Origin of the sequence: Streptomyces sp. NPDC051664 (assembly GCF_044453545.1) — a bacterium.
In the GTDB taxonomy this organism is placed as follows: Bacteria; Actinomycetota; Actinomycetes; order Streptomycetales; family Streptomycetaceae; genus Streptomyces.
This window is the reverse complement of sequence record NZ_JBITCU010000021.1, coordinates 28,695-52,763: the sequence shown is the minus strand read 5'-3', so window position 1 is coordinate 52,763 and position 24,069 is coordinate 28,695. Positions and strand designations below refer to the sequence as shown.

General features: G+C 69.2%; 18 protein-coding genes and 3 pseudogenes. 11 read left to right on the top strand and 10 right to left on the bottom strand.

The window, feature by feature from the left end:
* Positions 1 to 7 precede the first annotated feature (7 nt).
* From zwf to ACIA8E_RS29630, 5 genes are read left to right on the top strand one after another with little or no spacing between them, the layout of a single operon-like run.
* Positions 8 to 1,561 (top strand): glucose-6-phosphate dehydrogenase, encoded by a 1,554-nt coding sequence (gene zwf, locus ACIA8E_RS29650; protein ID WP_399302586.1) that lies wholly within the window; start codon positions 8 to 10, stop codon positions 1,559 to 1,561.
* Positions 1,558 to 2,493, top strand: coding sequence for a glucose-6-phosphate dehydrogenase assembly protein OpcA (gene opcA, locus ACIA8E_RS29645; RefSeq protein ID WP_399302498.1), 936 nt, complete (start codon positions 1,558 to 1,560; stop codon positions 2,491 to 2,493). Before zwf ends, opcA begins: the two co-directional genes overlap by 4 nt.
* Positions 2,486 to 4,138 (top strand): glucose-6-phosphate isomerase, encoded by a 1,653-nt coding sequence (pgi, locus tag ACIA8E_RS29640; RefSeq protein ID WP_399302496.1) that lies wholly within the window; start codon positions 2,486 to 2,488, stop codon positions 4,136 to 4,138. The genes opcA and pgi overlap by 8 nt, the downstream gene beginning before the upstream one ends.
* Before the next feature lie 15 nt (positions 4,139 to 4,153).
* Positions 4,154 to 5,032, top strand: a complete 879-nt coding sequence (gnd, locus tag ACIA8E_RS29635; RefSeq protein WP_399302584.1) for a phosphogluconate dehydrogenase (NAD(+)-dependent, decarboxylating) — start codon at positions 4,154 to 4,156, stop codon at positions 5,030 to 5,032.
* 5 nt (positions 5,033 to 5,037) lie between these two features.
* Complete coding sequence (locus ACIA8E_RS29630) at positions 5,038 to 5,643, top strand: histidine phosphatase family protein (RefSeq protein ID WP_399302494.1); 606 nt, start codon at positions 5,038 to 5,040, stop codon at positions 5,641 to 5,643.
* A 425-nt stretch (positions 5,644 to 6,068) separates the two neighbouring features.
* Here the strand turns inward: ACIA8E_RS29630 and wrbA are convergent, their stop codons facing one another.
* Entirely contained in the window at positions 6,069 to 6,686 is a 618-nt protein-coding gene (wrbA, locus tag ACIA8E_RS29625) for an NAD(P)H:quinone oxidoreductase (RefSeq protein WP_326818522.1), read from the bottom strand.
* Positions 6,687 to 6,886: 200 nt separating this feature from the next.
* Entirely contained in the window at positions 6,887 to 7,375 is a 489-nt protein-coding gene (locus ACIA8E_RS29620) for a carboxymuconolactone decarboxylase family protein (RefSeq protein WP_399302492.1), read from the bottom strand.
* A 123-nt stretch (positions 7,376 to 7,498) separates the two neighbouring features.
* Between ACIA8E_RS29620 and ACIA8E_RS29615 the strand changes: the two genes are divergently transcribed.
* The 3 genes from ACIA8E_RS29615 to ACIA8E_RS29605 all read left to right on the top strand — a co-directional run bounded on the left by ACIA8E_RS29615 (position 7,499) and on the right by ACIA8E_RS29605 (position 9,739).
* Complete coding sequence (locus tag ACIA8E_RS29615; protein WP_399302490.1) at positions 7,499 to 8,479, top strand: pirin family protein; 981 nt, start codon at positions 7,499 to 7,501, stop codon at positions 8,477 to 8,479.
* 10 nt (positions 8,480 to 8,489) lie between these two features.
* Positions 8,490 to 8,831 carry a GNAT family N-acetyltransferase gene (locus ACIA8E_RS29610; protein ID WP_399302488.1) on the top strand — a complete coding sequence of 114 codons (342 nt, stop codon included), beginning with the start codon at positions 8,490 to 8,492 and terminating at the stop codon, positions 8,829 to 8,831.
* A 383-nt stretch (positions 8,832 to 9,214) separates the two neighbouring features.
* Positions 9,215 to 9,739: a hypothetical protein gene (locus ACIA8E_RS29605; RefSeq protein ID WP_399302486.1), complete on the top strand. Its 525-nt coding sequence runs from the start codon at positions 9,215 to 9,217 to the stop codon at positions 9,737 to 9,739.
* A 129-nt stretch (positions 9,740 to 9,868) separates the two neighbouring features.
* Here ACIA8E_RS29605 and nadC read toward each other — a convergent pair.
* From nadC to ACIA8E_RS29590, 3 genes and pseudogenes are all read right to left on the bottom strand, one after another.
* A pseudogene (nadC, locus tag ACIA8E_RS29600) lies at positions 9,869 to 10,829 on the bottom strand (carboxylating nicotinate-nucleotide diphosphorylase).
* Between the two features lie 2 nt (positions 10,830 to 10,831).
* Complete coding sequence (locus ACIA8E_RS29595; RefSeq protein WP_399302484.1) at positions 10,832 to 12,541, bottom strand: L-aspartate oxidase; 1,710 nt, start codon at positions 12,539 to 12,541, stop codon at positions 10,832 to 10,834.
* A pseudogene (locus ACIA8E_RS29590) lies at positions 12,538 to 12,858 on the bottom strand (pantoate--beta-alanine ligase); the annotation flags it as partial. The pseudogene ACIA8E_RS29590 and the gene ACIA8E_RS29595, both read right to left, overlap by 4 nt.
* Before the next feature lie 216 nt (positions 12,859 to 13,074).
* Between ACIA8E_RS29590 and ACIA8E_RS29585 the strand changes: the two are divergent.
* Positions 13,075 to 13,371 carry a winged helix-turn-helix transcriptional regulator gene (locus tag ACIA8E_RS29585; protein WP_399302582.1) on the top strand — a complete coding sequence of 99 codons (297 nt, stop codon included), beginning with the start codon at positions 13,075 to 13,077 and terminating at the stop codon, positions 13,369 to 13,371.
* A 77-nt stretch (positions 13,372 to 13,448) separates the two neighbouring features.
* On the opposite strand, the gene ACIA8E_RS29580 is transcribed toward ACIA8E_RS29585, so the two are convergent.
* Both ACIA8E_RS29580 and ACIA8E_RS29575 read right to left on the bottom strand, forming a co-directional pair.
* Entirely contained in the window at positions 13,449 to 13,595 is a 147-nt protein-coding gene (locus ACIA8E_RS29580) for a hypothetical protein (RefSeq protein ID WP_399302482.1), read from the bottom strand.
* A gap of 12 nt (positions 13,596 to 13,607) precedes the next feature.
* The gene (locus ACIA8E_RS29575; protein WP_399302480.1) at positions 13,608 to 13,970 is read right to left on the bottom strand and encodes a hypothetical protein; all 363 of its coding nucleotides are present in this window, start codon (positions 13,968 to 13,970) and stop codon (positions 13,608 to 13,610) included.
* 206 nt (positions 13,971 to 14,176) lie between these two features.
* Here ACIA8E_RS29575 and ACIA8E_RS29570 point away from each other — a divergent pair.
* A pseudogene (locus tag ACIA8E_RS29570) lies at positions 14,177 to 14,314 on the top strand (HNH endonuclease); the annotation flags it as partial.
* A 2-nt stretch (positions 14,315 to 14,316) separates the two neighbouring features.
* Here the strand turns inward: ACIA8E_RS29570 and ACIA8E_RS29565 are convergent.
* Together ACIA8E_RS29565 and ACIA8E_RS29560 are read right to left on the bottom strand one after the other, a co-directional pair.
* Positions 14,317 to 14,655 (bottom strand): thioredoxin family protein, encoded by a 339-nt coding sequence (locus ACIA8E_RS29565; protein ID WP_399302478.1) that lies wholly within the window; start codon positions 14,653 to 14,655, stop codon positions 14,317 to 14,319.
* A gap of 795 nt (positions 14,656 to 15,450) precedes the next feature.
* Entirely contained in the window at positions 15,451 to 18,645 is a 3,195-nt protein-coding gene (locus tag ACIA8E_RS29560) for a GH92 family glycosyl hydrolase (protein WP_399302476.1), read from the bottom strand.
* A 406-nt stretch (positions 18,646 to 19,051) separates the two neighbouring features.
* Between ACIA8E_RS29560 and ACIA8E_RS29555 the strand changes: the two genes are divergently transcribed.
* Complete coding sequence (locus ACIA8E_RS29555) at positions 19,052 to 22,012, top strand: Ig-like domain-containing protein (protein WP_399302474.1); 2,961 nt, start codon at positions 19,052 to 19,054, stop codon at positions 22,010 to 22,012.
* Between the two features lie 575 nt (positions 22,013 to 22,587).
* Here ACIA8E_RS29555 and ACIA8E_RS29550 read toward each other — a convergent pair.
* Entirely contained in the window at positions 22,588 to 23,814 is a 1,227-nt protein-coding gene (locus ACIA8E_RS29550; protein ID WP_399302472.1) for a metallophosphoesterase, read from the bottom strand.
* Positions 23,815 to 24,069: the final 255 nt, after the last annotated feature.

Genomic DNA, 24,069 nt, shown 5'->3' with positions numbered 1-24,069 from the left:
CGACGTGATGGGCGACGGGAGCGCTACCGCCCCGGCCCTCGACTGGAACAACCCGCTCCGTGACCCCCGAGATCGGCGCCTCCCTCGTGTCGCGGGCCCCTCCGGCCTCGTCATCTTCGGTGTCACCGGCGACCTCTCCCGCAAGAAGCTGATGCCTGCCGTCTACGACCTCGCGAATCGAGGTCTGCTCCCGCCGGGCTTCTCGCTCCTCGGGTTCGCCCGGCGCGAGTGGGAGGACCAGGACTTCGCCCAGGTGGTGCACGACTCGGTGCGCGAGCACGCCCGCACGGAGTTCCGCGAGGAGGTCTGGCAGCAGCTGGCCGAGGGCATGCGGTTCATCCCGGGCGACTTCGACGACGACCAGGCGTTCAAACAACTCCGTTCTGCCGTTGCCGAGTTGGACGCATCTCGGGGCACCAGTGGCAACTACGCGTTCTACCTCTCGGTACCGCCGAAGTTCTTCCCGAAGGTCGTCCAGCAGCTGAAGAAGCACGGTCTCGCGGACGCGCCGGAAGGTTCCTGGCGGCGTGCGGTCATCGAGAAACCGTTCGGCCACGACCTGGCCAGTGCGCGCGAACTGAACGCGATCGTGCACGAGGTGTTCGACCCGGACCAGGTGTTCCGTATCGACCACTACCTCGGCAAGGAGACGGTCCAGAACATCCTGGCGCTGCGCTTCGCCAACCAGATGTACGAGCCCATCTGGAACCGCAGTTACGTCGACCACGTGCAGATCACGATGGCCGAGGACATCGGCATCGGCGGCCGCGCCGGTTACTACGACGGCATCGGCTCGGCCCGTGACGTCATCCAGAACCACCTCCTCCAGCTCATGGCGCTGACCGCCATGGAGGAGCCGGCGGCGTTCGACGCCGAGTCGCTGCTCACCGAGAAGCTGAAGGTCCTCAAGGCCGTGAAGCTGCCGGAGAACCTGGGCGAGCACACCGTGCGCGGGCAGTATGCGGCGAGCTGGCAGGGCGGCGAGAAGGTGCGCGGCTATCTGCAGGAGGACGGCATCGACCCCAGGTCGACGACCGACACCTACGCGGCCATCAAGCTGGAGGTCGACAACCGCCGCTGGGCGGGCGTCCCCTTCTACCTGCGCACCGGAAAGCGCCTCGGCCGCCGGGTCACCGAGATCGCGGTCGTCTTCCAGCGCGCACCCCACTCGCCCTTCGACTCGACCGCCACCGAGGAGCTCGGTGCGAACGCGATCGTCATCCGTGTCCAGCCCGACGAGGGCATGACGGTGCGCTTCGGATCGAAGGTGCCGGGTACGTCGATGGAGATTCGGGACGTCACGATGGACTTCGCGTACGGCGATTCCTTCACCGAGTCCAGCCCGGAGGCGTACGAACGCCTCATCCTGGACGTTCTGCTGGGCGACGCCAACCTCTTTCCCCGTCACCAGGAGGTGGAGGAGTCCTGGAAGATCCTCGACCCGATCGAGGGGTACTGGGACGCGCACGGCAAGCCCGCGCCGTACGCGTCGGGCAGCTGGGGTCCCGAAGAAGCCCACGAGATGCTCGCACGAGACGGACGGAGCTGGCGCAGGCCATGAAGATCGATCTGACCGACACCACGGCAAGCAAGATCAACAAGGCGCTCGTGCAGGGGCGCCGAGCCATCGGTACTCCCGCCATGGGCATGGTCCTGACGATGGTCATCGTGACCGACGAGGAGAACGCGTACGACTCGATCAAGGCGGCCGAGGAGGCCTCGCGCGAGCATCCCTCGCGCACCCTGGTCGTCATCAAACGCGTCGCACGCACCCCGCGTGACCGCACGAACTCCCGCCTGGACGCGGAGGTGCGGGTCGGCTCGGACGCCGGCACCGGCGAGACGGTCGTCCTGCGGACGTACGGCGAAGTCTCCGACCACGCCGACTCGGTGGTCCTGCCGCTGCTGCTGCCGGACGCGCCGGTCGTCGTCTGGTGGCCGGTGGACGCGCCCGACGTGCCGGCCGAGGATCCGCTGGGCGCTCTGGCACAGCGGCGGATCACCGACATGTACGCCGTCGAGGCCCCGCTCGTCGCCCTGGAGGCCCGTGTCTCCTCGTACGCGCCCGGCGACACCGACCTGGCGTGGACCCGGCTGACGCCGTGGCGCTCGATGCTGGCCGCGGCGCTGGACCAGGCCCGTAAGAAGGTTGTGTCGGCCGTTGTGGAGAGTGAGGCCGAGAACCCGAGTGCCGAGCTGCTGGCCCGCTGGCTGGAGGCCCGGCTCGAGGTCCCGGTCGAGCGCGTCGTCACCGCCGGGCCGGTCGTGACGGCCGTCCGGCTCGGAACGGAGAGCGGCGAGATCGTGATCGACCGCCCCGACGGCCCGCTGGTCACGCTTTCCCTGCCGGGCCAGCCCTCGCGCACGCTCGCCCTGAAGGTGCGCAGCACCTCCGAGTTGATTGCCGAAGAGCTGCGCCGCCTCGACGCGGACGAGATGTATGCCGTCGCCCTGCGCGGGGACGGTACCAAGGAGAACCCCCGTCATGTCTGACACACCCGAGCTCACGCACCGCCCGGAGTGGACGGCCCTTGAGGACCACCGCGGAGAGGAGCTGCGCCACCTGCAGCTGCGTGACCTGTTTGCCGCCGACCCCGGTCGCGCGGAGCGCTACACCGTCAGCGTCGGCGACCTGCGCATCGACTACTCCAAACACCTGATCACGGACGAGACCCTCGCGCTGCTCCAGGAACTCGCCACCGCGACCGACGTGTTCGGGCTGCGGGACGCCATGCTCCGCGGCGAAAAGATCAACGTCACCGAGCGGCGTGCCGTCCTGCACACCGCGCTGCGCGCCCCGCGCGACGCCGTCGTCGAGGTCGATGGCGAGGACGTCGTCCCGGCGGTGCACGCCGTGCTCGACAAAATGGCCGACTTCTCCGAGCGCGTCCGCTCGGGCGAGTGGACCGGGCATACCGGAAAGCGGATCCGCAATGTCGTCAACATCGGTATCGGCGGGTCGGACCTCGGACCCGCGATGGCGTACGAGGCGCTGCGGGCCGTCACCGACCGCTCGTTGACCGTGCGGTTCGTCTCGAACGTGGACGGCGCCGATCTGCACGAGGCCCTACGGGACCTGGACCCGGCGGAAACGCTGTTCATCGTCGCGTCCAAGACCTTCACGACCGTCGAGACGATCACCAACGCCACATCGGCGCGGTCCTGGCTCCTTGCCGGGCTCGACGGCGGCGGTGAGAAGGCGGTCGCGAAGCACTTCGTGGCGCTGTCGACGAACGCGGAGATGGTCGCGGACTTCGGTATCGACACCGCCAACATGTTCGAGTTCTGGGACTGGGTCGGCGGTCGCTACTCGTACGACTCCGCTATCGGTCTGTCGCTGATGATCGCCATCGGCCCGGACCGGTTCCACGAGATGCTCGACGGCTTCCACCTCGTCGACGAGCACTTCCGCGCCGCGCCCGCGGCGGTAAACGCGCCGTTGCTGCTAGGCCTGTTGGGTGTCTGGTACGGATCGTTCCTCGGCGCCCAGTCGCACGCGGTGCTGCCGTACTCGCACTACCTGTCCAAATTTACTGCGTACTTGCAGCAGCTGGACATGGAGTCCAACGGGAAGTCGGTGGACCGCGACGGCAATCCGGTGGAGTGGCAGACCGGTCCGGTGGTCTGGGGCACGCCCGGCACCAACGGCCAGCACGCGTACTACCAGTTGCTCCACCAGGGCACGAAGGTCATCCCGGCCGACCTGATCGGTTTCGCCAACCCGGTCGACGAGCTGAGCCCCGAACTCAAGGACCAGCACGACCTGTTGATGGCCAACCTGTTCGCGCAGGGCCAGGCGCTCGCCTTCGGCAGGACGAGTGACGAAGTGCGCGCCGAGGGCGTGCCCCAGGAGCAGGTGCCACACCGCACGTTCCGCGGCAACCACCCCACGACGACGATCCTGGCAAGCGAGTTGACCCCCTCGGTCCTCGGCCAGCTGATCGCGCTGTACGAGCACAAGGTGTTCGTGCAGGGCGCGATCTGGAACATCGACTCCTTCGACCAATGGGGCGTCGAGCTCGGCAAGGTCCTCGCCAAGCGCGTGGAGCCGGCGCTCACCGACGGAGCGGACGCCCCCGGACTCGATCCCTCAACCGCCGCCCTGGTGGCCGCGTACCGCACCCTCCGGAAGAAGTGAAACAGCATGACAACGATGCAATTGGGCCTCGTCGGCCTCGGCAAGATGGGCGGCAACATGCGCGAGCGGATTCGCCGCGCGGGCCACACCGTCATCGGCTACGACCGCAATCCGGACCTCGCCGACGTGAGCAGCCTGGCCCAACTGGTCGAGAAGGTCGAAGCCCCGCGTGTGGTGTGGGTGATGGTGCCCGCGGGCGGCCCGACCCAGCACGTCATCGACGAGCTCGGTGACCTCCTGGAAGCCGGCGACACCGTTGTCGACGGCGGCAACTCCCGCTGGACGGATGACGAGAAGCATGCCGAGGAGCTGGCGGCCAAGGGCATCGGCTTCGTCGACGCAGGTGTCTCGGGTGGTGTCTGGGGTCTCCAGAACGGCTACGCGCTGATGGTGGGCGGCGACGCCGAACACATAGCGAAGGCCCAGCCCATCTTCGACGCACTCAAGCCCGAGGGCGACGCAGGCTTCGTCCACGCGGGCAAGGTCGGCGCCGGCCACTTCTCCAAGATGGTCCACAACGGCATCGAGTACGCCATGATGCAGGCCTACGCCGAGGGCTGGGAGCTGCTGGAGAAGGTCGACTCCGTCACCGATGTGCGCGAGGTCTTCCGCTCCTGGCAGGAGGGCACGGTCATCCGCTCCTGGCTGCTCGACCTGGCCGTCAACGCGCTGGACGACGACGAGCACCTCGACAACCTGCGCGGCTATGCGCAGGACTCCGGCGAGGGCCGCTGGACCGTCGAGGCGGCGATCGACAACGCGGTGCCACTGCCTGCGATCACCGCGTCGCTCTTCGCGCGGTTCGCCTCGCGTCAGGACGACTCCCCCCAGATGAAGATGATCGCCGCGCTGCGCAACCAGTTCGGTGGCCACGCCGTCGAGTCGGCGAAGTAACCGCCATGGGCGACCTCCTGCTGGTCCGCCACGGCGAAACCGAGTGGAGCCTGTCGGGCCAGCACACCAGCTGGACCGACCTGCCCCTCACCCAGCGTGGCGAAGAGCAGGCCAAATCTCTCGCCCCGCTGCTCGCAGGGCGGACCTTCGCCCTCGCGCTAACCAGCCCACTGGGCCGTGCCGAACGGACAGCGGAACTCGCGGGCCTGTACGATGCCGTACGCGAGCCCGATCTGCACGAGTGGGACTACGGTGCGTACGAAGGCGTGACAACCCTCGAGATATATCGCACCCGGCCCGACTGGTACCTGTGGAACGACGGAGTGCCGCCCGGTCCGGCCGGTCATCCGGGCGAGTCACCGATCGAGGTGGGACAGCGTGCCGACCGCGTGTTGAGCCGCATCGGGACAGCCCTGGACAGCGGTGACGTGGTGCTCGTGGCCCACGCCCACTTCCTGCGGGTGCTCACGGCGCGTCGCCTCGGGCTGCCCGCCGCGGACGGGCGGCTGTTCCAGCTCACGACGGGGACGGTCAGCCGGCTCTCCACCGAACACGGACGACCTGTGATCGCCGAGTGGAACGCCGCGGGAGCTCCTGCGGCCGTCCACTGATTTCTACCGCGCTGCGAAAGCCGAAGAGGTTCCGGTCCGCCCCGAGGGCGGGCCGGAACCTCTTCGGCTTTCGCAGGGAGACGGACCTCATCTGGGTCTCCGCCGGCCGCAGCACCGTGTCACGTCCCGGTCATGCCACTGGGACGCAGGAATTGGCATGACGACGGTGGACGCGGGCGCCGGCCCGGGGGAGACGCGCGGGCTCTTCCGTCCAGAGCAGCGCGCAGGTCGTGGGGCCGGGGGGGGGGGGGGGGGGGGGGGGGGGGGGGGGGGGGGGCGGCGGGCCCCCCCCCCCCCCCCCCCCCCCCCCCCCCCCCCGAGGCTCATCACCACCATCACCCACGGCGATGCCGATCGGGTACGGACCTACGAACTGCCGGCCGAGGAGTGGCAACGCCGATGAGCCGGGTCCGGGCCGGGAGGGGTCAGGCGGCGAAGCCGGCCTTGAGGGCGCCCGCGACCTGGACGACGCGCTCGGCCTGGTGACGGGCGGCGTTGCGGGTCTGGTCGCCGATGGGGTTGTTGCCCTGGGCGTCGACGTGCGAGGTGCCGTAGGGGTTGCCGTCGACGAACTTGACCGGGTCGGTGTAACCGGGGGAGACGACGAGGCCACCGAAGTGGTGGATCGAGTTGTACAGCGCGAGCAGGGTGGACTCCTGGCCGCCGTGGGCGGTGGCGGTGGTGACGAAGCCGCTGTAGACCTTGTCGGCCAGCTTGCCCTGGGCCCACAGGCCACCGAGGGTGTCGATGAACTGCTTGAGCTGCGAGGAGATGTTGCCGAAGCGGGTCGGGGAGCCGAAGATCACGGCGTCGGCCCACTCGACGTCCGCGGGGGTGGCAACCGGGATGCCCGCGCTGGCGGCGGCGTGTGCGGCCCATGCCTCGTTCGAGCTGATGGCGGCCTCGGGAGCGAGTTCGGCGGCCTTCAGGAGACGGACCTCGGCCCCGGCCTTCTCCGCGGCCTGGGAGATCTCCTTGGCGATCTCGGCGCTGAAACCGGTGGACGAGTAGTAGATGACGGCAAGCTTGACGGCTGTGGTCATGTCTTTGTTCTCCGTTGAAAAGTACGTATGGGGAGTGGGCTGACACTGGCCGCCGGCGTCGCAGCGTCGGTGGAGCACGCCCTACATCGTTGAACCGTAAACGGATATGATTTAAGAATCAACTAACTTTTCCTGAATCCGTGGTGTGTGCGACCGGTGTCTCGGCGTCCGGCAGGGGGTTGTGAACGGTGCCGCCGGAATCACTGCTGCGGGATCACGCGCACGGGATGCCTGCTCATGATGGAGATGCGGTTGAACGCGTTGATGGTGATCGCTACCCAGATCGCAGCGGAGATCTCATCGTCGGTGAGGGCCTGGCGGGCTGCCTCGTAGGCACTCTCCTGGACGGCGGCGTTCGCGGGTTCGGTGGCCGCCTCCGCCAGGGCGAGTGCCGCGCGCTCCCGTGCCGTGAACAGTTCGGTGTCGCGCCAGGCTGCCAGTACACCCAGGCGCTGGGTGGTCTCGCCCGCGCGCAGGGCGGCCCGGGTGTGCACGTTGAGGCAGTACGCGCAGCCGTTGATCTGTGACACGCGGAGGTTGATCAGTTCCACGAGCTTGCGGTCCAGCCCTGCGTCGGCGGCGACCGCACGGACCGTTTCGGCTGTCTCGGTCAGTGCGTGGTACGCCTTCGGGCTCTGCTTGTCGATGAAGACCCGCTTGCGCGCGGGGCCTGCTGCCGTGTCACTCAACCTGGACTCCTCACGGGCCGCTCCCGGCCCTCGCCGGCCCTGCCGTGCGCACGGCGGGGCATCCTCGTATCATCGGAAACAATTGTTGAATATAAAATCATCCTTGGGTGAGAGGGGCGTGCGATGAGCAATGTCGAGAGGGAACCCGCCGAGCTCCGCTGCGGAGCCTCGGAGCACGGTGAGCATGTGCCGCAGGTCGAGGTCCTCTCCGCGAGGGACGTCCCGTTGGGCGGTCCGAGGTCGATGACCGTGCGGCGCACGCTGCCGCAGCGGGCCCGGACGCTGATCGGGGCCTGGTGTTTCATCGACCACTACGGCCCCGACGACGTTGCCGGCACGGGCGGCATGGACGTCGCGCCCCATCCGCACACCGGTCTGCAGACGGTGAGCTGGCTGTTCAGCGGGGAGATCGAGCACCGGGACAGCCTGGGCAGCCACGCCTTTGTACGGCCCGGTGAGCTGAACCTCATGACGGGTGGGCACGGCATCAGCCACTCGGAAGTTTCCACCGCCCGCACCACGATCCTGCACGGCGTCCAGCTGTGGGTGGCGCTTCCCGAAGAACACCGGCACACCGGCCGTGACTTCCAGCATTACGTCCCGAGCTCGGTCCGGGTGGACGGAGCCGAAGTCAGAGTGTTCCTCGGGGCGCTGGCAGGTGACACCGCCCCGGTGCGGACGTTCACGCCCCTGCTCGGTGCCGAACTCATCCTTGAGCCGCACTCGACGACCACGCTCGCCATCGACGCCGGCTTCGAGCACGGCCTTCTCGTCGACCACGGGGAGGTCCGTATCGCCGGAACACTCCTGCACCCGACGGAGTTGGGATACGTCGGCACGGGAAGCGACACACTGACGCTGGCGAACGAGACGGACGCCGTCGCGCGGGCAGTCCTGCTCGGCGGGACGCCGTTCGAGGAACAGATCGTCATGTGGTGGAATTTCATCGGTCGGAGCCACGAAGACATCGTCGAAGCCAGGGAAGCGTGGCAGAGCGCATCCGACCGCTTCGGCAAGGTCGACGGTTACGACGGCGACCGTCTTCCCGCTCCGGCCCTTCCCCACGCCACCATCGCACCTCGCAAAAACCCGACGCGTCACTGAAAGGCATGCGATGACCCAGCCCGCCGCCGCTCCGACTGTTCAGCGAGTGGACCCGAAGCACCGGTACGAAATCCTGGTCGACGGCAAAACCGCAGGCCACACCGCGTATCGCGACCGCGACGACCAGCGCGTTTTCTACCACACCAAAATCTACGACGCGTTCGCCGGGCAGGGCCTGGCCGCGATACTCGTACAGCAGGCGTTGACCGACGTACGCACGTCAGGGAAGCGCATCGTGCCGGTCTGCCCCTACGTCGCGAAGTTCCTCAAGAAGCATGACGAGTTCGCCGACATCACCGACCCGGTGACCCCCGAGATCCTGCAATGGCTGGACACCGTGCTGCCTCACTGACCACCGGTGCCGCGTCTCCTCCGACGCCATGGGTACGTCCGGACCTGCCAGGAGCCCTCCTGTGGATTCACCCAGCGGGCCCACATCCCCGGCCCCGGCGTTACATCTCAGCCGCATACCGTGTCGTATTCCCCGAGCACAGCCGAACTGCCCTGACCCTCCAGCACTGATCACTGCCGTTTGCGGCTGGTGACACGGTTCCTACCAGCGCTCCTGGAGGCCCGCGAGTTCACGGAAACTGAAGGGCTTTTCGCAGGAACCCAAGGATGGAATGTCGTGTTCTCGTGGGTTCGGCCTTCGGGTTCAGGCGAACACGCGGGTGGGTGCCGAGCGGGCCGCCCCTGGGTGCCTTCCCTGTGAATGGTGCTGACACCGTCGGAGTCATGAAAGCAGAAGGAACGACACCGGAACCGGAAATCCCTATGCAGAGTGGCCTCACGTCTCTGGGGGAGGTGGCATGCCGTTATCAGGCGGATGAGATACGGCCGGAGGACCTGCCGATGATCGCGGCTGAGGCACTCGCGGCCGGGCTGGACACCCCGACGCTGTGCGAACTCGCCGGCTGGCCTCGCAACGCGGATGCCCGCGATATTCGCGACGCGTTCGAGCAAGCACTTTCCGAGTCAGGAATCGGGTTGCCGGATCGGGGCCTGGCACGGCGCCACGCTCTGCGCCGGATGGCGGCGAGACTCATCGATGGTGAAATCACTCCCGCCGACCTGGCGACGGACGACTGGTGGGAGAAGGAGGTCGCGACCGCGGCGGAGCAATCGTTCGTGGCGCTGATCCCGCAATGCGAATGCTGCATTGAGTACACGTTGGGGCTTGACCAGCAGACGTGGGCGGCCCAGCTGCGGATCGCTGCCCTCGCCCTGACATCGTCTCCGCAGATCGGCTCCGGATGCTGACTCTGCACGGCGTGCTCACCCTCGGCAAAGGCGTGGACCGGTCAGGCAGACTTCACTGCTCGTCATCGGTTGACGGGCGGCCGGCCCGGCCCCATGAAACCTCGTCGCCGACGTCGACGGTCAGGAGCATCAGAGGTCCAGGCCGATGTCGAGGATGGGCGAGGAGTGCGTGAGGGCTCCGACCGCGAGGTAGTCGACACCCGTCTCGGCGTAGGCGCGGGCCGTGTCGAGGGTCAGGTGGCCGGAGGACTCAGCATCGCCCGGCCGTTGACCAGGGCCACCGCCTCGGCCGTTTCCGCCGGGGTGAAGTTGTCCAGGAGGATCAAGTCCGCGCCGGCGTCCAGGACTTCGGTGACCTGGGTGAGGGTGTCGACCTCCACCTCGATCGCGAGGTCGGGGAAGCTTTCGCGTACGAGCGTGAAGGCCTCGGCCACGCCGCCCGCCGCCACCACGTGGGTGTCCTTGACCAGAGCCGCGTCCGAGAGGGAGATGCGGTGGTTGACGCCGCCGCCGCAGCGGACCGCGTACCTCTCCAGGGAGCGCAGGCCCGGGGTCGTCTTGCGGGTGTCGCGGACCTTGGACTTGGTGCCTTCGAGGACGTCCGCCCAGGCGCGGGTGGCCGTCGCGATGCCCGAGAGGCGGCAGATGATGTTGAGGGCGCTGCGCTCGGCGGTGAGTAAGTCGCGGGTGTGGGTGGTGACCGAGAGGATCTTCTGGCCCGCCTCGACGCGGTCGCCGTCCTCGACGTGGCGCTCGACCTCGAAGGTGTCCGTGCAGACGACCGACAGGACCGCTTCGGTGATGTGGATGCCGGCGACGGTGCCCGCCTCGCGGGCCGTGAAGTCGCCTGTGGTCACTGCCTCTTCGGGGACCGTGGCGGCCGTGGTGACGTCAATGCCCCGGCCAGGTCCTCGCCGAGTGTCATGTGTGCGATGACCTCGACCTCGACCGGGTCCAGGCCCGCGTCCTCAAGGAGCTGGGCGAGGGCGGGGTCGAGGCCGCATTCGAGGTCGCCTGCTCCGCCGCAGCCGCAGCCGCAGCCGTCGCCGCAGCCGTCGGCCGGGAGGAGAGGGAGGTCGGGGGTGGTCACGGTCACTTCTCTTGAGCAGGAAGGGTCGGGGGGAATTCGGCGGTGTCTGTGGTGTGGACCGCGAGGGAGCGGTCCGGCTGAAGTCGTACCACCAAGTGGCGGCGCCAGTCCGCGTCTTCGCGGTCCGGGTGGTCCTCGCGCCAGTGGCAGCCGCGGGTCTCCTCGCGGCGCTGTGCGGCGGCGACCAGGACGCGGGCCACGCACAGGAGGTTCGTCGCCTCCCAGGCCTCGACGCCGGGGACGGCGGGCTTGTGGTCGTCGGGGGTCTCGGCGTCGGCGTCCGCCCTGATCGACTCCAGGGACTCGGCTGCCTCGGCGAGGCTGGCCGCGGAGCGGATCACTCCGGCGCCCTTCGTCATGATCCGCTGGATCGTGAGGCGGGACTCGGGGGCGAGGAGCGGAAGCGTGGTGCCCTCGGGGATCACTGGGGCGGTGCGCTCGTGCGCGGTCGCCGTGATGTCGTCCGCGATGCGTTCCGCGAAGACCAGGCCCTCCAGGAGGGAGTTGGAGGCGAGGCGGTTGGCGCCGTGGACGCCGGTGCACGCGACCTCGCCGCAGGCGTAGAGGCCGGGGACCGTGGTGCGGCCGCGCAGGTCGGTGCGTACGCCGCCCGATGCGTGGTGGGCGGCCGGGAAGATGGGGATCGGCTCGGTGGCCGGGTCGATGCCGTGGCTGCGGCAGGCGGCGAGGATCGTGGGGAAGCGGGTCTCCCACATCTCGGCGCCGAAGTGGCGGGCATCCAGGTACATGTGCTCGGTGCCGTGGAGCTGCATCTGGCGGGTGATGGCCTTGGCGACGATGTCGCGGGGGGCCAGTTCGGCCAGTTCGTGCTGCCCGAGCATGAAGCGGGTGCCCGTCGCGTCGACCAGGTGGGCGCCCTCGCCCCGTACCGCCTCGGAGACCAGGGGCTGCTGGCCCTCCGCGCCCGATCCCAGGAAGAGGACCGTGGGGTGGAACTGGACGAATTCGAGGTCGGAGACTTGGGCTCCGGCGCGCAGGGCGAGTGCCACGCCGTCTCCGGTGGAGACCGAGGGGTTGGTCGTCGCGGAGAAGACCTGGCCCATGCCGCCCGTCGCGAGGACGACAGCCGGGGCGCGGACCGCGCCGACTCCGTCGTGCTGGCCCTCGCCCATGACGTGCAGGGTGACGCCTGCCGTACGGCCTTCTGTGTCCGTCAACAGGTCCAGGACCAGGGCGTTCTCGATCGTGCGGAGGGCCGCCGAGCGGACCGCCTCGACCAGGGCCCGGGAGACTTCCGCGCCCGAGGCGTCGCCGCCCGCGTGGACGATGCGGCGGCGGTGGTGGCCGCCCTCACGAGTGAGCTGGAGGTCGCCCTCTGGCGAGGTGTCGAAGTGGGCGCCGGTGGCGATGAGGCGGCGTACCGCGTCGGGACCCTCGGTGACCAGGACACGGACCGCGCTCTCGTCGCAGAGTCCGGCCCCCGCGACCAGCGTGTCGTCCAGGTGCTGCTGAGGGGTGTCGCCCTCACCGAGCGCGGCTGCGATGCCGCCCTGGGCCCAGCGGGTGGAGCCGTCGTCCAGGCGGGCCTTGGTGACGACGACGGTGCGCAGGCCGGCTGCCGTACAGCGCAGGGCGGCGGTGAGGCCTGCCACGCCGGAGCCGACGACCACGACGTCCGCGTCGATCGACCAGCCCGGGGCCGGTGCGTGCAGGCGTATGCCGGTCGCGGTTCCTGTTGCGGACGCGGTCATTGGGTGCCCCCGAAGGTGAGCGGGATGTTGTCGATGAGACGGGTGGTGCCGACCCTGGCGGCCACCGCGAGGATCGCCTCGCCGGTGTGGTCGTCGGGGGCCTCGGTGAAGTCGGAGGGATCGATCAGGGCCAGGTAGTCGGGGGTGAGCCCGGCCTCGGCGAGGACCTGGCGGGCGGCGGCGCGCACGGCCGCGCGGGCCGGGATCTCCGCAGCGTCGACGAGCGTGTGAGTGTCGGCCGCGGCGCGGGCCTCGCCCAGTGCGGAGAGGGCGGCGACTCTCGTACGGGTGGCCGGGACCGCCTCCGCCCGTGCACGTCCCCGGGCATCGTGCGCGCGAGTAGCGCGCCGGCCTGGTCGGCGTACGGCGGTTCCAGCAAGGCTATTCCCGACACCGGCGCTCCCGTTGAGGTTGTTTCTAAATTAGAAACACGAGAGGGATGCTAGTGTTTCGAATACCGAAACGCAAGGAGGGTCATGCCGACACCGCGCCCAGGAACACCGGTTCGTGGATCGACTACCGGCCGCCCGATCATGGCCGCGATGGATCTCTTCGGCCGTCGGTGGGCGCTGCGAATTATCTGGGAGCTGCGTGCGGGCCCGCTCGGTGCGCGTGCGCTGCTGGCACGGTGCGCAGGTGTGTCATCCAGTGTCCTCTACCAGCGGCTTCGCGAACTCTCGGCAAGCGGGATCATCGCCCCCTCAGCCGATGGCTACGAGCTCACCCGGCTGGGGACAGCACTCGGTTACGCCCTCCAACCGCTCGACGAATGGGCGATCGCCTGGGCGCAGGCGCAAGAGCAGAACGATCAGAATCCTGTGGAGGGATGAAGGTCGCGGGCTCTTCGATCGTTTCCGGGCGCGGAGGGCCTGGGCCCCGGGTTCCGCTGTGCCGCGCGGAAGCCGGGTCAGCTCCGCGTGTCTTCGGCAAGGGCATGAAAGACCATCGCCTCGAAGTGCCGCCGCACGAAGCGGCCGGGCCAGTTCTTGTACCTGATCGCCTTCTGCCAGTTCTTCGTCGCGAAGGAGATGTCGACCTCGACCGCCGTCCGCATCGGTGTCGGGGATCAAGTCCCGGGCAAACTTGTGCCGCCGCGCGTGCTCCAGCGCGTCCAGCACCCGGCTGTCGTCGGTAGTGGCCGTGTCAGCTCGACCAGCTTGGTGAAGTCGTACATCACCGCCCGGTCCTTGCGCAGGTGCCCGTACAGCAGCACCTCCCAGTAGTCGCCGTGGTGCGCGGAGGCCTTCTCGATCTGCTCGTACTGCCCGTCGAACCCGCCGAATCCGTCCACAGCCTGCAGCACCGCCGACAGGCCGCCGGCCTGCGTGGTCACCGCGGCGGCCAGGGCGTGCAGTGCGGGCGCCACCGCACCGCCGAACCGGGCCGCCACCTGTCCGGCCTCGGCATCCACCTCGATCCCGGCGAGCACCTTCAGCACCTCGGCGGAAAGCTGCCCGGCCTTGGTCTTCGCTTGCTGGGGCGAAACCGTCGGTGTAGATGTGCTGCAGCAGCGTGCGGCAGTTGCCGATCAGCTTCGATCATGGCCTGCTGCTTCTCGTGCAACTCCGCCAGGTCCGCCTTGGCTCGCTTGACCTGCAAGGCGACCCGCTTGGCCTCCACCACCTTCTCCGGCCCGCGGCGGCATGGACAGCCGCTCTTCGTGAGGCGTACGCCAACGACCAAGACGCAGCGACCAGCTTGGTGGCCGTCACCGCCCACGCCGACCGCTCCAAGGCGGACCAGGACCCGTCCGAGTGGATGCGACCCCTGCCGTCTCAGAGGTGGCCGTCCAGGAACTCCCGGACCTCGGCGGTCGTCATAGGCCCCGTGCCGTGCGCCACGGCCTCTCCCTCCTTCAGCAGGACGTAGGACGGGGCTCCGGTGATCCCGTATCGCTCGGTTGCGGCTGGACAGCGCGTAATGTCGGTGCGGACGGCCGTCAGGCGGCCCGCGTACTCGTCGGCGATGCCACCCACGACGAGGTCCATCGCCCGGCAGAGCTCGATTGCCTTGGGCCATGTCCCGGTGAAGTATGCGAGGACCGGGACTCCGCTCATCCTGAGGATGAAATCGAACTCCGCGTCCTCACGGGGTTGGTGAACCCGCCTCGCCATGGAAGCTCCAGACCTTGTTTCCATCTTTCCATCCCCATCATCCCCCGCGCGTCCGCGACCCGGACCGGTGGCCGCTCGGGTTGGCCCTGCCCTCCGGGGCTGCGTCCTCCAGGACTGCGAGAGCGGCGTGACCTGGCGGACCGGCGCGGCCTGCGAGCTGTGCGCCGAGATCGCCGCACGTGAGCGTGCCGAGCGTGCCGCCCAAGGCCTGTGCCTTGAGCACGGCACCTGTCCCTGCCCGTCTGGCCGGTGCACCGACTGCGACCTCGAGGCCGCGGCGGACCGGCCCACCGAAGTTCCGGTCCAACGGATGGCGGAGGATCGAGCCCCGCCCCGTCGCGGTCGTTCCGACGCCCGCCAAGCCCCATGCCGAGACGTCCGGCCGGAGGGTCTGCCAGGGCCGGGAGAGAACGACTCCCTGCTACTTCTTGCCGACCCCCAGGTTGACGAGGAGGTTGAAGACGGCGGCGACGGGATAGCTGATGAGGTCGGCGACGGGCGGCACGGCCTTCACCCATGGGTCGCACTTCTCTCGGACGGCTTGGGTGCCGAAGGGGCGCGGCGACGTTGGACAGTGGGCTGACGATCGCGTACACGAGCGCCATGATGCGGTTGGCATTCCCATCGCCGCCTCCCTCGACGCAGCCGGCCACGCCGATGCCCAGGGCCGTCAAGTCCCAGGCCGAGGGAGATCAGCGACAGCACGAAGGCCTCCCTGGGCGCCGGACGGTCGTGCTGTCCAGCGCCCAGGGGCCGTCGGTTGCGGTGGTGACCGCCGGCTGCGATCAGTTGCCGTCAGCTGCCGTCCGGGCACAGGTGCAGAGCCAGGACGTTGCCGCCGCTGACGGTCACCTGGACCCGGCCTAGTGTGCCGGTGTCCCCGCTGTTGGCGACCCGGAAGTCGCTGCCGGCGTTCTCACCGTTGTGGAAGGCCGCGTCGTCCAGGGTGAAGGTCGCCGTCTTCCAGGTATCGGTGCCGGTCTTGGCCACCGAAGGGGACTGCTTGTAGGCGCCGGCGGTGGAGTCGTACTGCAGGCTCCAACTGCCGGTGCCGTGGTCGTAATAGTCGATGGAGACGGTCGCATGGTAGGCGCCGCCGGGGACGATGGTGTTGTCGATGTCGAAGTACTCGTACGGCGAACCGTCCGTCGTGGACCGACCGCTGCGATCGCCGACGGTGACCGGCGTGGTGTGCCCGTCCCCGTTGTCCCGGAAGCGCAGCCCGCACTCGGTGTCGGTCGCGCCGAGCGTGTCGCAGGCGGTCGCGCTGCCGTCCGCGGCCGGTACGGTCACCACGGCGGCGCCGCCGGGCAGCGAGGTGCCGTCCGCCGAACGGAAGGCGACCTTCACCGGGTGGTAGCCGGAGGGGGTGCCGTCCGCGACCGAGATGGTGACGGGCACGGTGGCGCGGTCGGCGTGGCGCAGGTCGAGGGTGCCGGATGACGGGGTCACGGTGACCCCAGGCACGTCCGACGCGGCGGTCCAGCGCACCGAGCCGGCGTGCCCGGCGAGGCCGGAGACGCCCACCGTCGCGGGCAGGCTCGTACCGCTGGACATCACTTGATTGCCGGTCGGGGTGAGATAGCCGACCGCCGGCACCTCGCCGGTGCGGTACGACGGCGGGGCCGCCTTGGCGCCGGTGGCCCAGTGGGTGTCGGGCCGGGTGGACAGGTCGACGTCCAGGGAGCCGCCCTGGGTGGCGAAGGTGGCGGGCAGCGCGGTGGACTCGAAGTGCCGTCCGTCCAGCCGCATTCCGGTGACATAGGGCGCGTCGTCCGCGGCCTTCGGTGCGTCGACGGTGATCCGGTGGCCGTTGCCCAGGCTGATCACCGCCCGCTTGACCAGCGGGCTGTTGAGCACCAGCGTCGGGGTGCCGGGGGTGGCCGGCATCATGCCGAGCGCCGCCCACACGTACTCCGACGACAGGGCGCCGTTGTCGTCGTTGCCGGGCAGTCCGTCGGGTGCGGTGGTGAACAGCTCCGTCTCGAACCGCCGGGTGACCTCCTGGGTCTTCCACGGCTGGCCGACGTAGTCGTACATCCACGGGGTGGTGGTGTCGATCTCGTTGCCCGCCCAGTCGTAGGGCGCGTTGCCGCCCGCGTTGAGCCGGCTGAAGTAGTCGTCCAGGCGCGGGATCACCGCGTCGTTGCCGCCCATCGCGGTGACCAGGCCCGCGATGTTCTGCTGGACCGACCAGTTGTACTGGGCGGCGTTGCCCTCGTCGTAGCCGTCCTGGCCGAACGCGCCGGCCGGCGGGGTCTCGAAGCCGGGACCCGCGGGGAAGGCGCCGTTGTCATCGCGCGGGCGCAAGTAGTTGGTGGCCGGGTCGAAGATGTTCTGCCAGTTGTTGCCGCGCACCGCGTACTCGGCCGCGGTCGCGTGGTCGCCGATCCGGGCCGCGAGCTGCGAGATCGTGAAGTCGTCGGTGGCCCACTCCAGGGTCTCCGATGCGCCCTGCAGCCCGTGGTCACCCTGCGAGGTGCTGTTGTTGGGCGCGTAGCCGAGCCGTACGTAGTCCTCGACGCCGGGGCGCTCCACCCAGCCCCAGCCGACCTTCTGCGACTGCGTCGCGGCCTTCTTCATGATCGGCAGCGCGTCCTTGATGTCCACGCCGGTCGCGCCGAAGGCGACGTACTGCGCGAACAGCGGTACGCCGTTGTCGCCGTTCATGACATTCCCCGTCATGTTCTGTGACGGCCACTTGGGCCACCAGCCGCCCTGCTGCTGGGCGTCCCGCAGCAGGGAGTTGGCCATGTCGCCGGCCTTGTCCGGGTAGAGCATCGTCTGCAGCGGCGCCAGCGATCGGTAGATGTCCCAGTCGGAGAAGGTCGCGTACTGGGTGTGCCCGCGCGGCACTTGGTGGATCGCGTCGTCGAAGCCGATGTAGCGACCGTCCACGTCGTTGAAGACGCTCGGCGACTGCAGCGAGCGGTACAACGAGGAGTAGAAGGTCGTCAGTTCGTCGTCGGAAGCACCGCCGACCGACACCTTGCGCAGCGCGTCCCGCCAGTCGGCCCTGGTCTGCGCCTGGACGTGGCTGACGTTCCAACCGGGAATCTCAGCCGCGGCGTTGGCCGCCGCACCGGACGTACTCACGTACGACATACCGATCTTGGCAGTGACACTGCGGTCGGTGGAAGTGTCGAAGGTGAGGTAGGCGCCGGACCCGGAGCCGGCCGAGGTGGACGAGCCCGCGGTGACGGCCGTGGCACCGCTGCCGCTGCCCCCGCCGCGCTGCCAGGTGCCGTGGGCGGTGAACGGTCGGTCGAAGGTGATGTCGAAGTACATCGTGTACTTGCTGTTGCCGCACAGCCCGCGCGGGGTGGTCGTGCCGGAGATCTCGTGGTCGCTGACCACGTTCACCTTGGCGGCCAGGTCACCGCCCAGGCTCGTACCGGACTTGACCAGCAGCTGCGCCTGGCTGCCCGCCGGGTAGCCGAACGACGCGATCCCGGTCCTGGCCGTCGCGCCGATGTCCACCTGCACATCGGAGTCGGCGAGATGCACGTCGTACGAGCCGGGCGCCGCCTGCTCGTCGTCGTGCGAGAAGTGCTCGGTGCGCCCGGCCGGGTCGGCGCCGACCTCGCCGGTCACCGGCAGGATCGGGATGTCACCGAAGGATGAGCAGCCACCGGAGAAGTGGTCGAGGCTGAAGCCCTTGATGGTGGTGTCGGTGTACCCGTAGCCGGTCGGCGCGGTAGCAGTGTCCGGGCTGAACTGCATCATTCCGAAGGGCGCGGTGACGCCGGGGAACGTGTTCTCCCAGTCGACGCCCTTCTGCGTGCCGATGAACGTGTTGACGTAGGCCGTCGGGTCCGCGACGAGCGCGGTCCCGCCGCCCCGCCCCGCCGCTCCGGCCGGCCCCGCCGCCAGCGCGGCGGGCACGACCAGCGCGCTGACCGCGGCAAGTGCCGCCGCGACCACGGCAGGACGGCCGAAGCGGCGGCTGCTGCTGGTTCTGCGGTGGTGTTTCGCTCGGTGTCGGTACACGTCAGACCTTCCCTGTCACCTTGCACGGCTCTTCGGTGGGGGGCTGTCAGAAAACACACGCGACAACGTTGTCACCCACGCCGGAGGCGAGTCTGGACCCGCGGCGCGGACGCGTCAAGGGCAATCGCCAGCCTCGCCGGGCGGGCCGGTGGCAGGAGCCGGCCGTCGAAGGGCTGCCAGGTTCCGGCCGTCGCATGCGGATGTGCGCCCACTGTATACGTCGGATCACTGTGCGCGGAACGGGGGCTGACTCAATGGGCGCGTCTGTCCGATGGGCCGACTTTCTTGCGAAACCTCTTGACGGCCGTCAAGTAGGCTGCCAACCTTTGGCCGCATTGATCGGATGTCTTTGTCTCCCTGTGGGCGGACCCCGCGGGCCAGCGGTTCCGGAGCGATCATGAAGTGGATGGCGTCATCGTGGAAGATTCTCGTTTCCATAGTTGTGTTCGGCTTCGCCGGCGCGGCACCCGCCTGGTCGGCGGCGCCCGCGCAGGCGGCAACGCAGGCGGTGCTGTGGGCGGCGCCTGACGGCCATGGCGCGGCGTGCACGTCGAGGAATCCCTGCTCGCTGTCAGCGGCGCAGGCTGCGGTGCGGAAGGTTGAGGGGGGCCGTCACCCCGCGGGCGTCACGGTCGAACTGACCGACGGCACGTACCGTTTGAGCAAACCGTTGGAGTTCGGCGCCGCCGACTCCGGTAGCACCGGTCACCCGGTGGTGTGGCGCGCGGCGCCGGGCGCACACCCGGTGATCTCCGGCGCCACGCGGGTTACCGGCTGGTCCCAGGTCGGCAGCACCGGTGTGTGGTCGGCGAGCGTGCCCCGTGGCAGCGCCAGCCGGCAGCTCTACGTCGACGGCACGGAGGCGTCCGTCGCGCAGGCCACGCCTGCTGCCCTGCACTTCACGGGTGGCTGGGTCGGCTCGACCACCGGGTACGACCTGTCGAAGGATGCCGCGGCCGTGGCCTGGTTCGGCCAACTCACGCCGGCGCAGCTGGCACAGGTCGAGTTCGACTACCCCGGCGGCAGCGGCCCGTGGACCGACTCGAAGTGCCAGGTCGCCAGCATGTCCGGCAGCCGGCTGATCATGGATCAGCCCTGCTGGACCAACGTCACCAACGGTGCCCCGTTCACCCAGGGCTCCGGCGGCCTGCCGTCGATGTCCACCTCGCGGATGCCCTCCACGATCGAGAACGTCCGCGGCCTGCTCCAGACCGGGCAGTGGTTCCTCGACAGCGCTGCGAACAGGATCTACTACGCACCGAAGAGCGGTGTCCACGTCGCCGCCCTGGACGTCGAGCTGCCGCGGCTGGAGACGCTGCTGCAAGGCGCCGGGAGCCTGCGCGCCCCGCTGCACGACATCACCTTCGCGGGCCTGCAGTTCTCCTACGCCACCTGGAACGACCCGTCCTCCACCGTGGGGTTCGCCGACGTGCAGAGCAACCTGCGCAGGACCGGCGCGAACAACCAGGGCCTGTGCACCTTCTCCACGCCCGCCGGCAGCTGCCCGTGGGGCGCGCTCACCCAGCCCGCCGCCAACGTCTCCTTCACCGCGTCCAGCCACATCACGATCAGCGGCAACCGGTTCGTCGGCCTCGGCGGCGCCGGCCTGAGCTTCAAGTACGGCGGCTCGCAGAACGTCATCGAAGGAAACGAGTTCACCCGGATCGCTTCGACCGCGCTGATCCTCGGCTGCACCTACGACCCGACCCCCACGGCCACGCCGGCATCGGTGATCCAGGCCGGCTGCACCCCTGACCCGAAGGCCGTCGCCAAGGACCCGGTCGGGCAGAACGAGATCCTCGACCACACCACGGTCGCGAACAACGTGATCCACCAGATCGGCACCGACTACCCCTCGGCCTGCGGGATCACGCTGCTGTTCAGCCAGCACACCACGATCACGCACAACGACCTCTACGACCTGCCCTACACCGGCATCACCGCCGGCGTCATCCAGGGCCACGTCGACGAGGCCGACCACCCGCAGAACTCGACCAATATCAACGCCGACAACACGATCAGCAACAACCTGATCTTCGACTTCCTGAAGGTGCTCGCCGACGGCGGCGCGATCTACATCGAGGGCCACCAGGCGCAGTACGTCTACCAGGCCGACGGCACGATCGACTCGGCGGCCACCCTCGCGAACGGCCTGCACGTCACCGGCAACGTCACGTACAACGACGGCGCCCCGTACAACGCGTACTACGACGACGCGGGTTCCGAGTGGATCGACTTCAGCGGCAACGCGGAGTTCCACCCGCTGACCTCTGTCGCCGGGCAGGGCGGCTGCTCGTCCACCGGTCACTTCTGGGTCACCGGCAACTACTTCTCCGACCGGGTCGGCAGCTACGACTGCAACAAGCCGGTCGACTCGAACATCAGCGACAACACCACGATCCCCGCGTCGCCCGGCCCGGGCGTCATCCCGGACGCGATGCTCGCCGGCGCCGGACTGACCGGCGCGTACCAGTCGTTGGCCGACAGCCTGCGGCCGCAGGCGAGCTACATCTCCGCGCCCACGCCCGCCACTGCCGGGTCCTCCACGACCGACCAGGTGCTCATCGCCGGCGTCGGCTTCTCGCGCAGCACCCCGGTGTACTTCGTTGACCAGCGCGCGACGAGCGTGCGGCTGCTCTCCTCCGGGTTCCTGACCGCCACGGTGCCGCCCGGAGCGGACGGCACCGACGTCACCGTCGGCACGTACGTGCCCAAGCCGGTGATCACCGCTCCCGTCAACGGCGCGGCCGGCCTGGCGGACACCTACACGGTGCGCGGAACCGGAGTGGCCGGTGACACCGTCACCGTCGGTGTCACCCTGGACCACACCGGCTGCACCGCGGTGACCGGCACCGGCGGCACGTGGGCCTGCACGGTCACCAGCTCCTCACCCGGCCAGCACACGCTGACCGCCACGCAGTCCGACAAGGCCGGAGCCACGTCCAAGCGGTCGGCAGGCGTCACGGTCTACATCGGAGTACCGCAGGCCGCGGCACGGATCGACGACACAGACCCGTCGATCACCTACAGCGGCTGGAATTATTCGGCCGGCCGAAGCTACGGCGACTACAACGGCGACATCCACTACGCAGGGAGCGACGGCAGCAGCCTCTCGTTCACCTTCATCGGCACCGGCATCAAGGTCTTTGGCGAGCAGTACACCGACCAGGGCAAGATCAGTGTGTCGATCGACGGCGCATCCCCCGCCGTCGTCGACACGGTTCCTGCCGACGGCACCCGCCACGCCGATGCGGCCATCTACACCGGCGCCCCGCTCCCGGCCGGCATTCACACGATCGTGGTGAGCAAGCTGTCGGGACAGTACGCCACGTTCGACGGCTTCGAAATCGACAACCCGACACCCTGACAGCCCTAATGGGCCCTCGGGTTCGGCTCGCCTGAGCCGGTCACCCGGTGAACGGCGCGGCCTTCGTGATCACGTCGACTCCCGTCGGCCTGATCGTGAGGGCCGCTCCCATGTCTTCGGCACCCAGCCCGTGGCTCGACGGGCGCGCTCGCCGTCATGACGCTCACTGCGTGCCGCGCAGGCGACACCGGAAGGAACAACGTCGGCAACGGTGCTGGCGGTGTTCGCCTCATCGTTCACGTTTCCCGTGCGCGCGTTTGTTCGACCTGCTGGGCGGGCCGGCCGCCGGGATCGGCGCCGTGGGAGCACGCTGGCGCGGTCTCCTCGTGTGCCCTGTCGACGGCACGCTGGTAGCGGTGCCGTACGCACTGAAGTAGCGCGGACCGCACAGCGGGGACTGGATGCGGAGGGTCACATTCCCTTGGAACCAGTCCCCGCTACTGTCCGACAGGCTGCCCATGTACCACTCGTCGTCATGCAGGGGCTTCACGAAGCCCGCGAAATCGTTGCCTCAAACGCTACGCGGCCAGGGAGATCTTCCACCTCGTCACGGACCGCTGCAGCCAGGACCCCGCTCACAGGGGCTGTGTGGGAGGCCGCTGCGGGGAGCGGAGTACGAGCAGGGTGATCTCGCTGGGGGCGAAGACGCGGAACGGCGGGCCCCAGAAACCGGTGCCGCGGCTGGTGTAGAGGAGGGTGCGGGTGCCGTGGCGGCTGAGGCCGGCGAGGGCCGGCTGGTCGATGCCGACGAGGTGGTGGAAGGGCCAGATCTGGCCGCCGTGGGTGTGGCCCGAGAGCTGGAGGTCGATGCCGCCTGCTGCGGCCCGGTCGACGAACTTGGGCTGGTGGGCCAGGAGCAGGACGGGCAGGTCGGGGTCGGCGCCGTTCAGGGCGCCGGCGAGGTGGGCGCGGTGGCCGGCCAGGCCGGAGGACTCGGCGGTGACGTCATCCACGCCGGCGACCACAAGGGTGTCGCCGCCGCGTTCGAGCAGCAGATGACGGTTGCGCAGCGGCTCCCAACCCAGCTCGTCCATCAGATCGACCCAGCCCTGGGCCTCGCTGTAGTACTCGTGGTTTCCGGTGACGTAGACCCGGGCCCGGGTGGCTCGCACGGTGCCGAGCGGAGCGGCCTGGGCGCGGCGGCGTTGGGCCGTGCCGTCCGCGATGTCGCCGGTGTGGCAGACCAGGTCGGCCTCCAGGGTGTTGACCTTCGCGCAGACCCGGGCAGACCAGCGGGCGCGGTCGAGCGGGCCGTAGTGGGTGTCGGTGATGAGGACGACGCGGATGCCGTCCAATCCGGCTCCCAGCCGCGGGATTTGTACGTCGAGCTGGCGCACCCGTGGCACCCGGCGGGCCTCGGCGTACCCCCAGGCGAGCAGCCCGGCGGCTACGCCGAGGACCACCCAACTGACGATCCGGGCCCGGTTCTGACCGTTGCCTACACCGGCCACGGTCAGGGCGAGGCGCAGCAGGACGCCGAGCAGGACGGACCAGGTGAAGAGTACCCAGCTGGCCCCGAGGAGGGTGTCTCCGACGATCGCCGCCCAGTCCTGCTGCCGCCGGCCGTGGCCGCGCACCATCGCGAGCGGCATAGCGACCAGACCGAGGACGAACAGGGCGGTGCCGCCCAGCGCCACGGGGAGCGGCCAGTGCTGGCCGGCGTGCAGCAGCACCCAGCAGGGCACAGTCCACAGCAGGACGGGGGCGATCAAAGGGATGTAGCGCATCAGGCGGCGCAGTCGGCTCTGCTGGGTCGCTTGAGCTGCATCGTCCGCGGATCGGGCCTCGCTGGTGTCGGTCACGCTTCCCCTCCTCAAGTAACCAGACTGCCGGCGCGCACTGTACCCGGTCGTCCTGGTGACCTGAGTCGGGGATTCGTTGAATAGGTGGCGCGACCTTGCCGAGGATCTCGTCGGCGGTCCGGGTGTGGCCAGCTCGTCGGACTGGTCTGGGCTGATGAGCGTGGTCCAGCTGCGGCCGCGGTTCAGGGAGAGCTGGGACCGTTCGCGACAGCACGCGTGCGGAACGTACGTCCGAACGGTGGGCCAGGCAGGTCG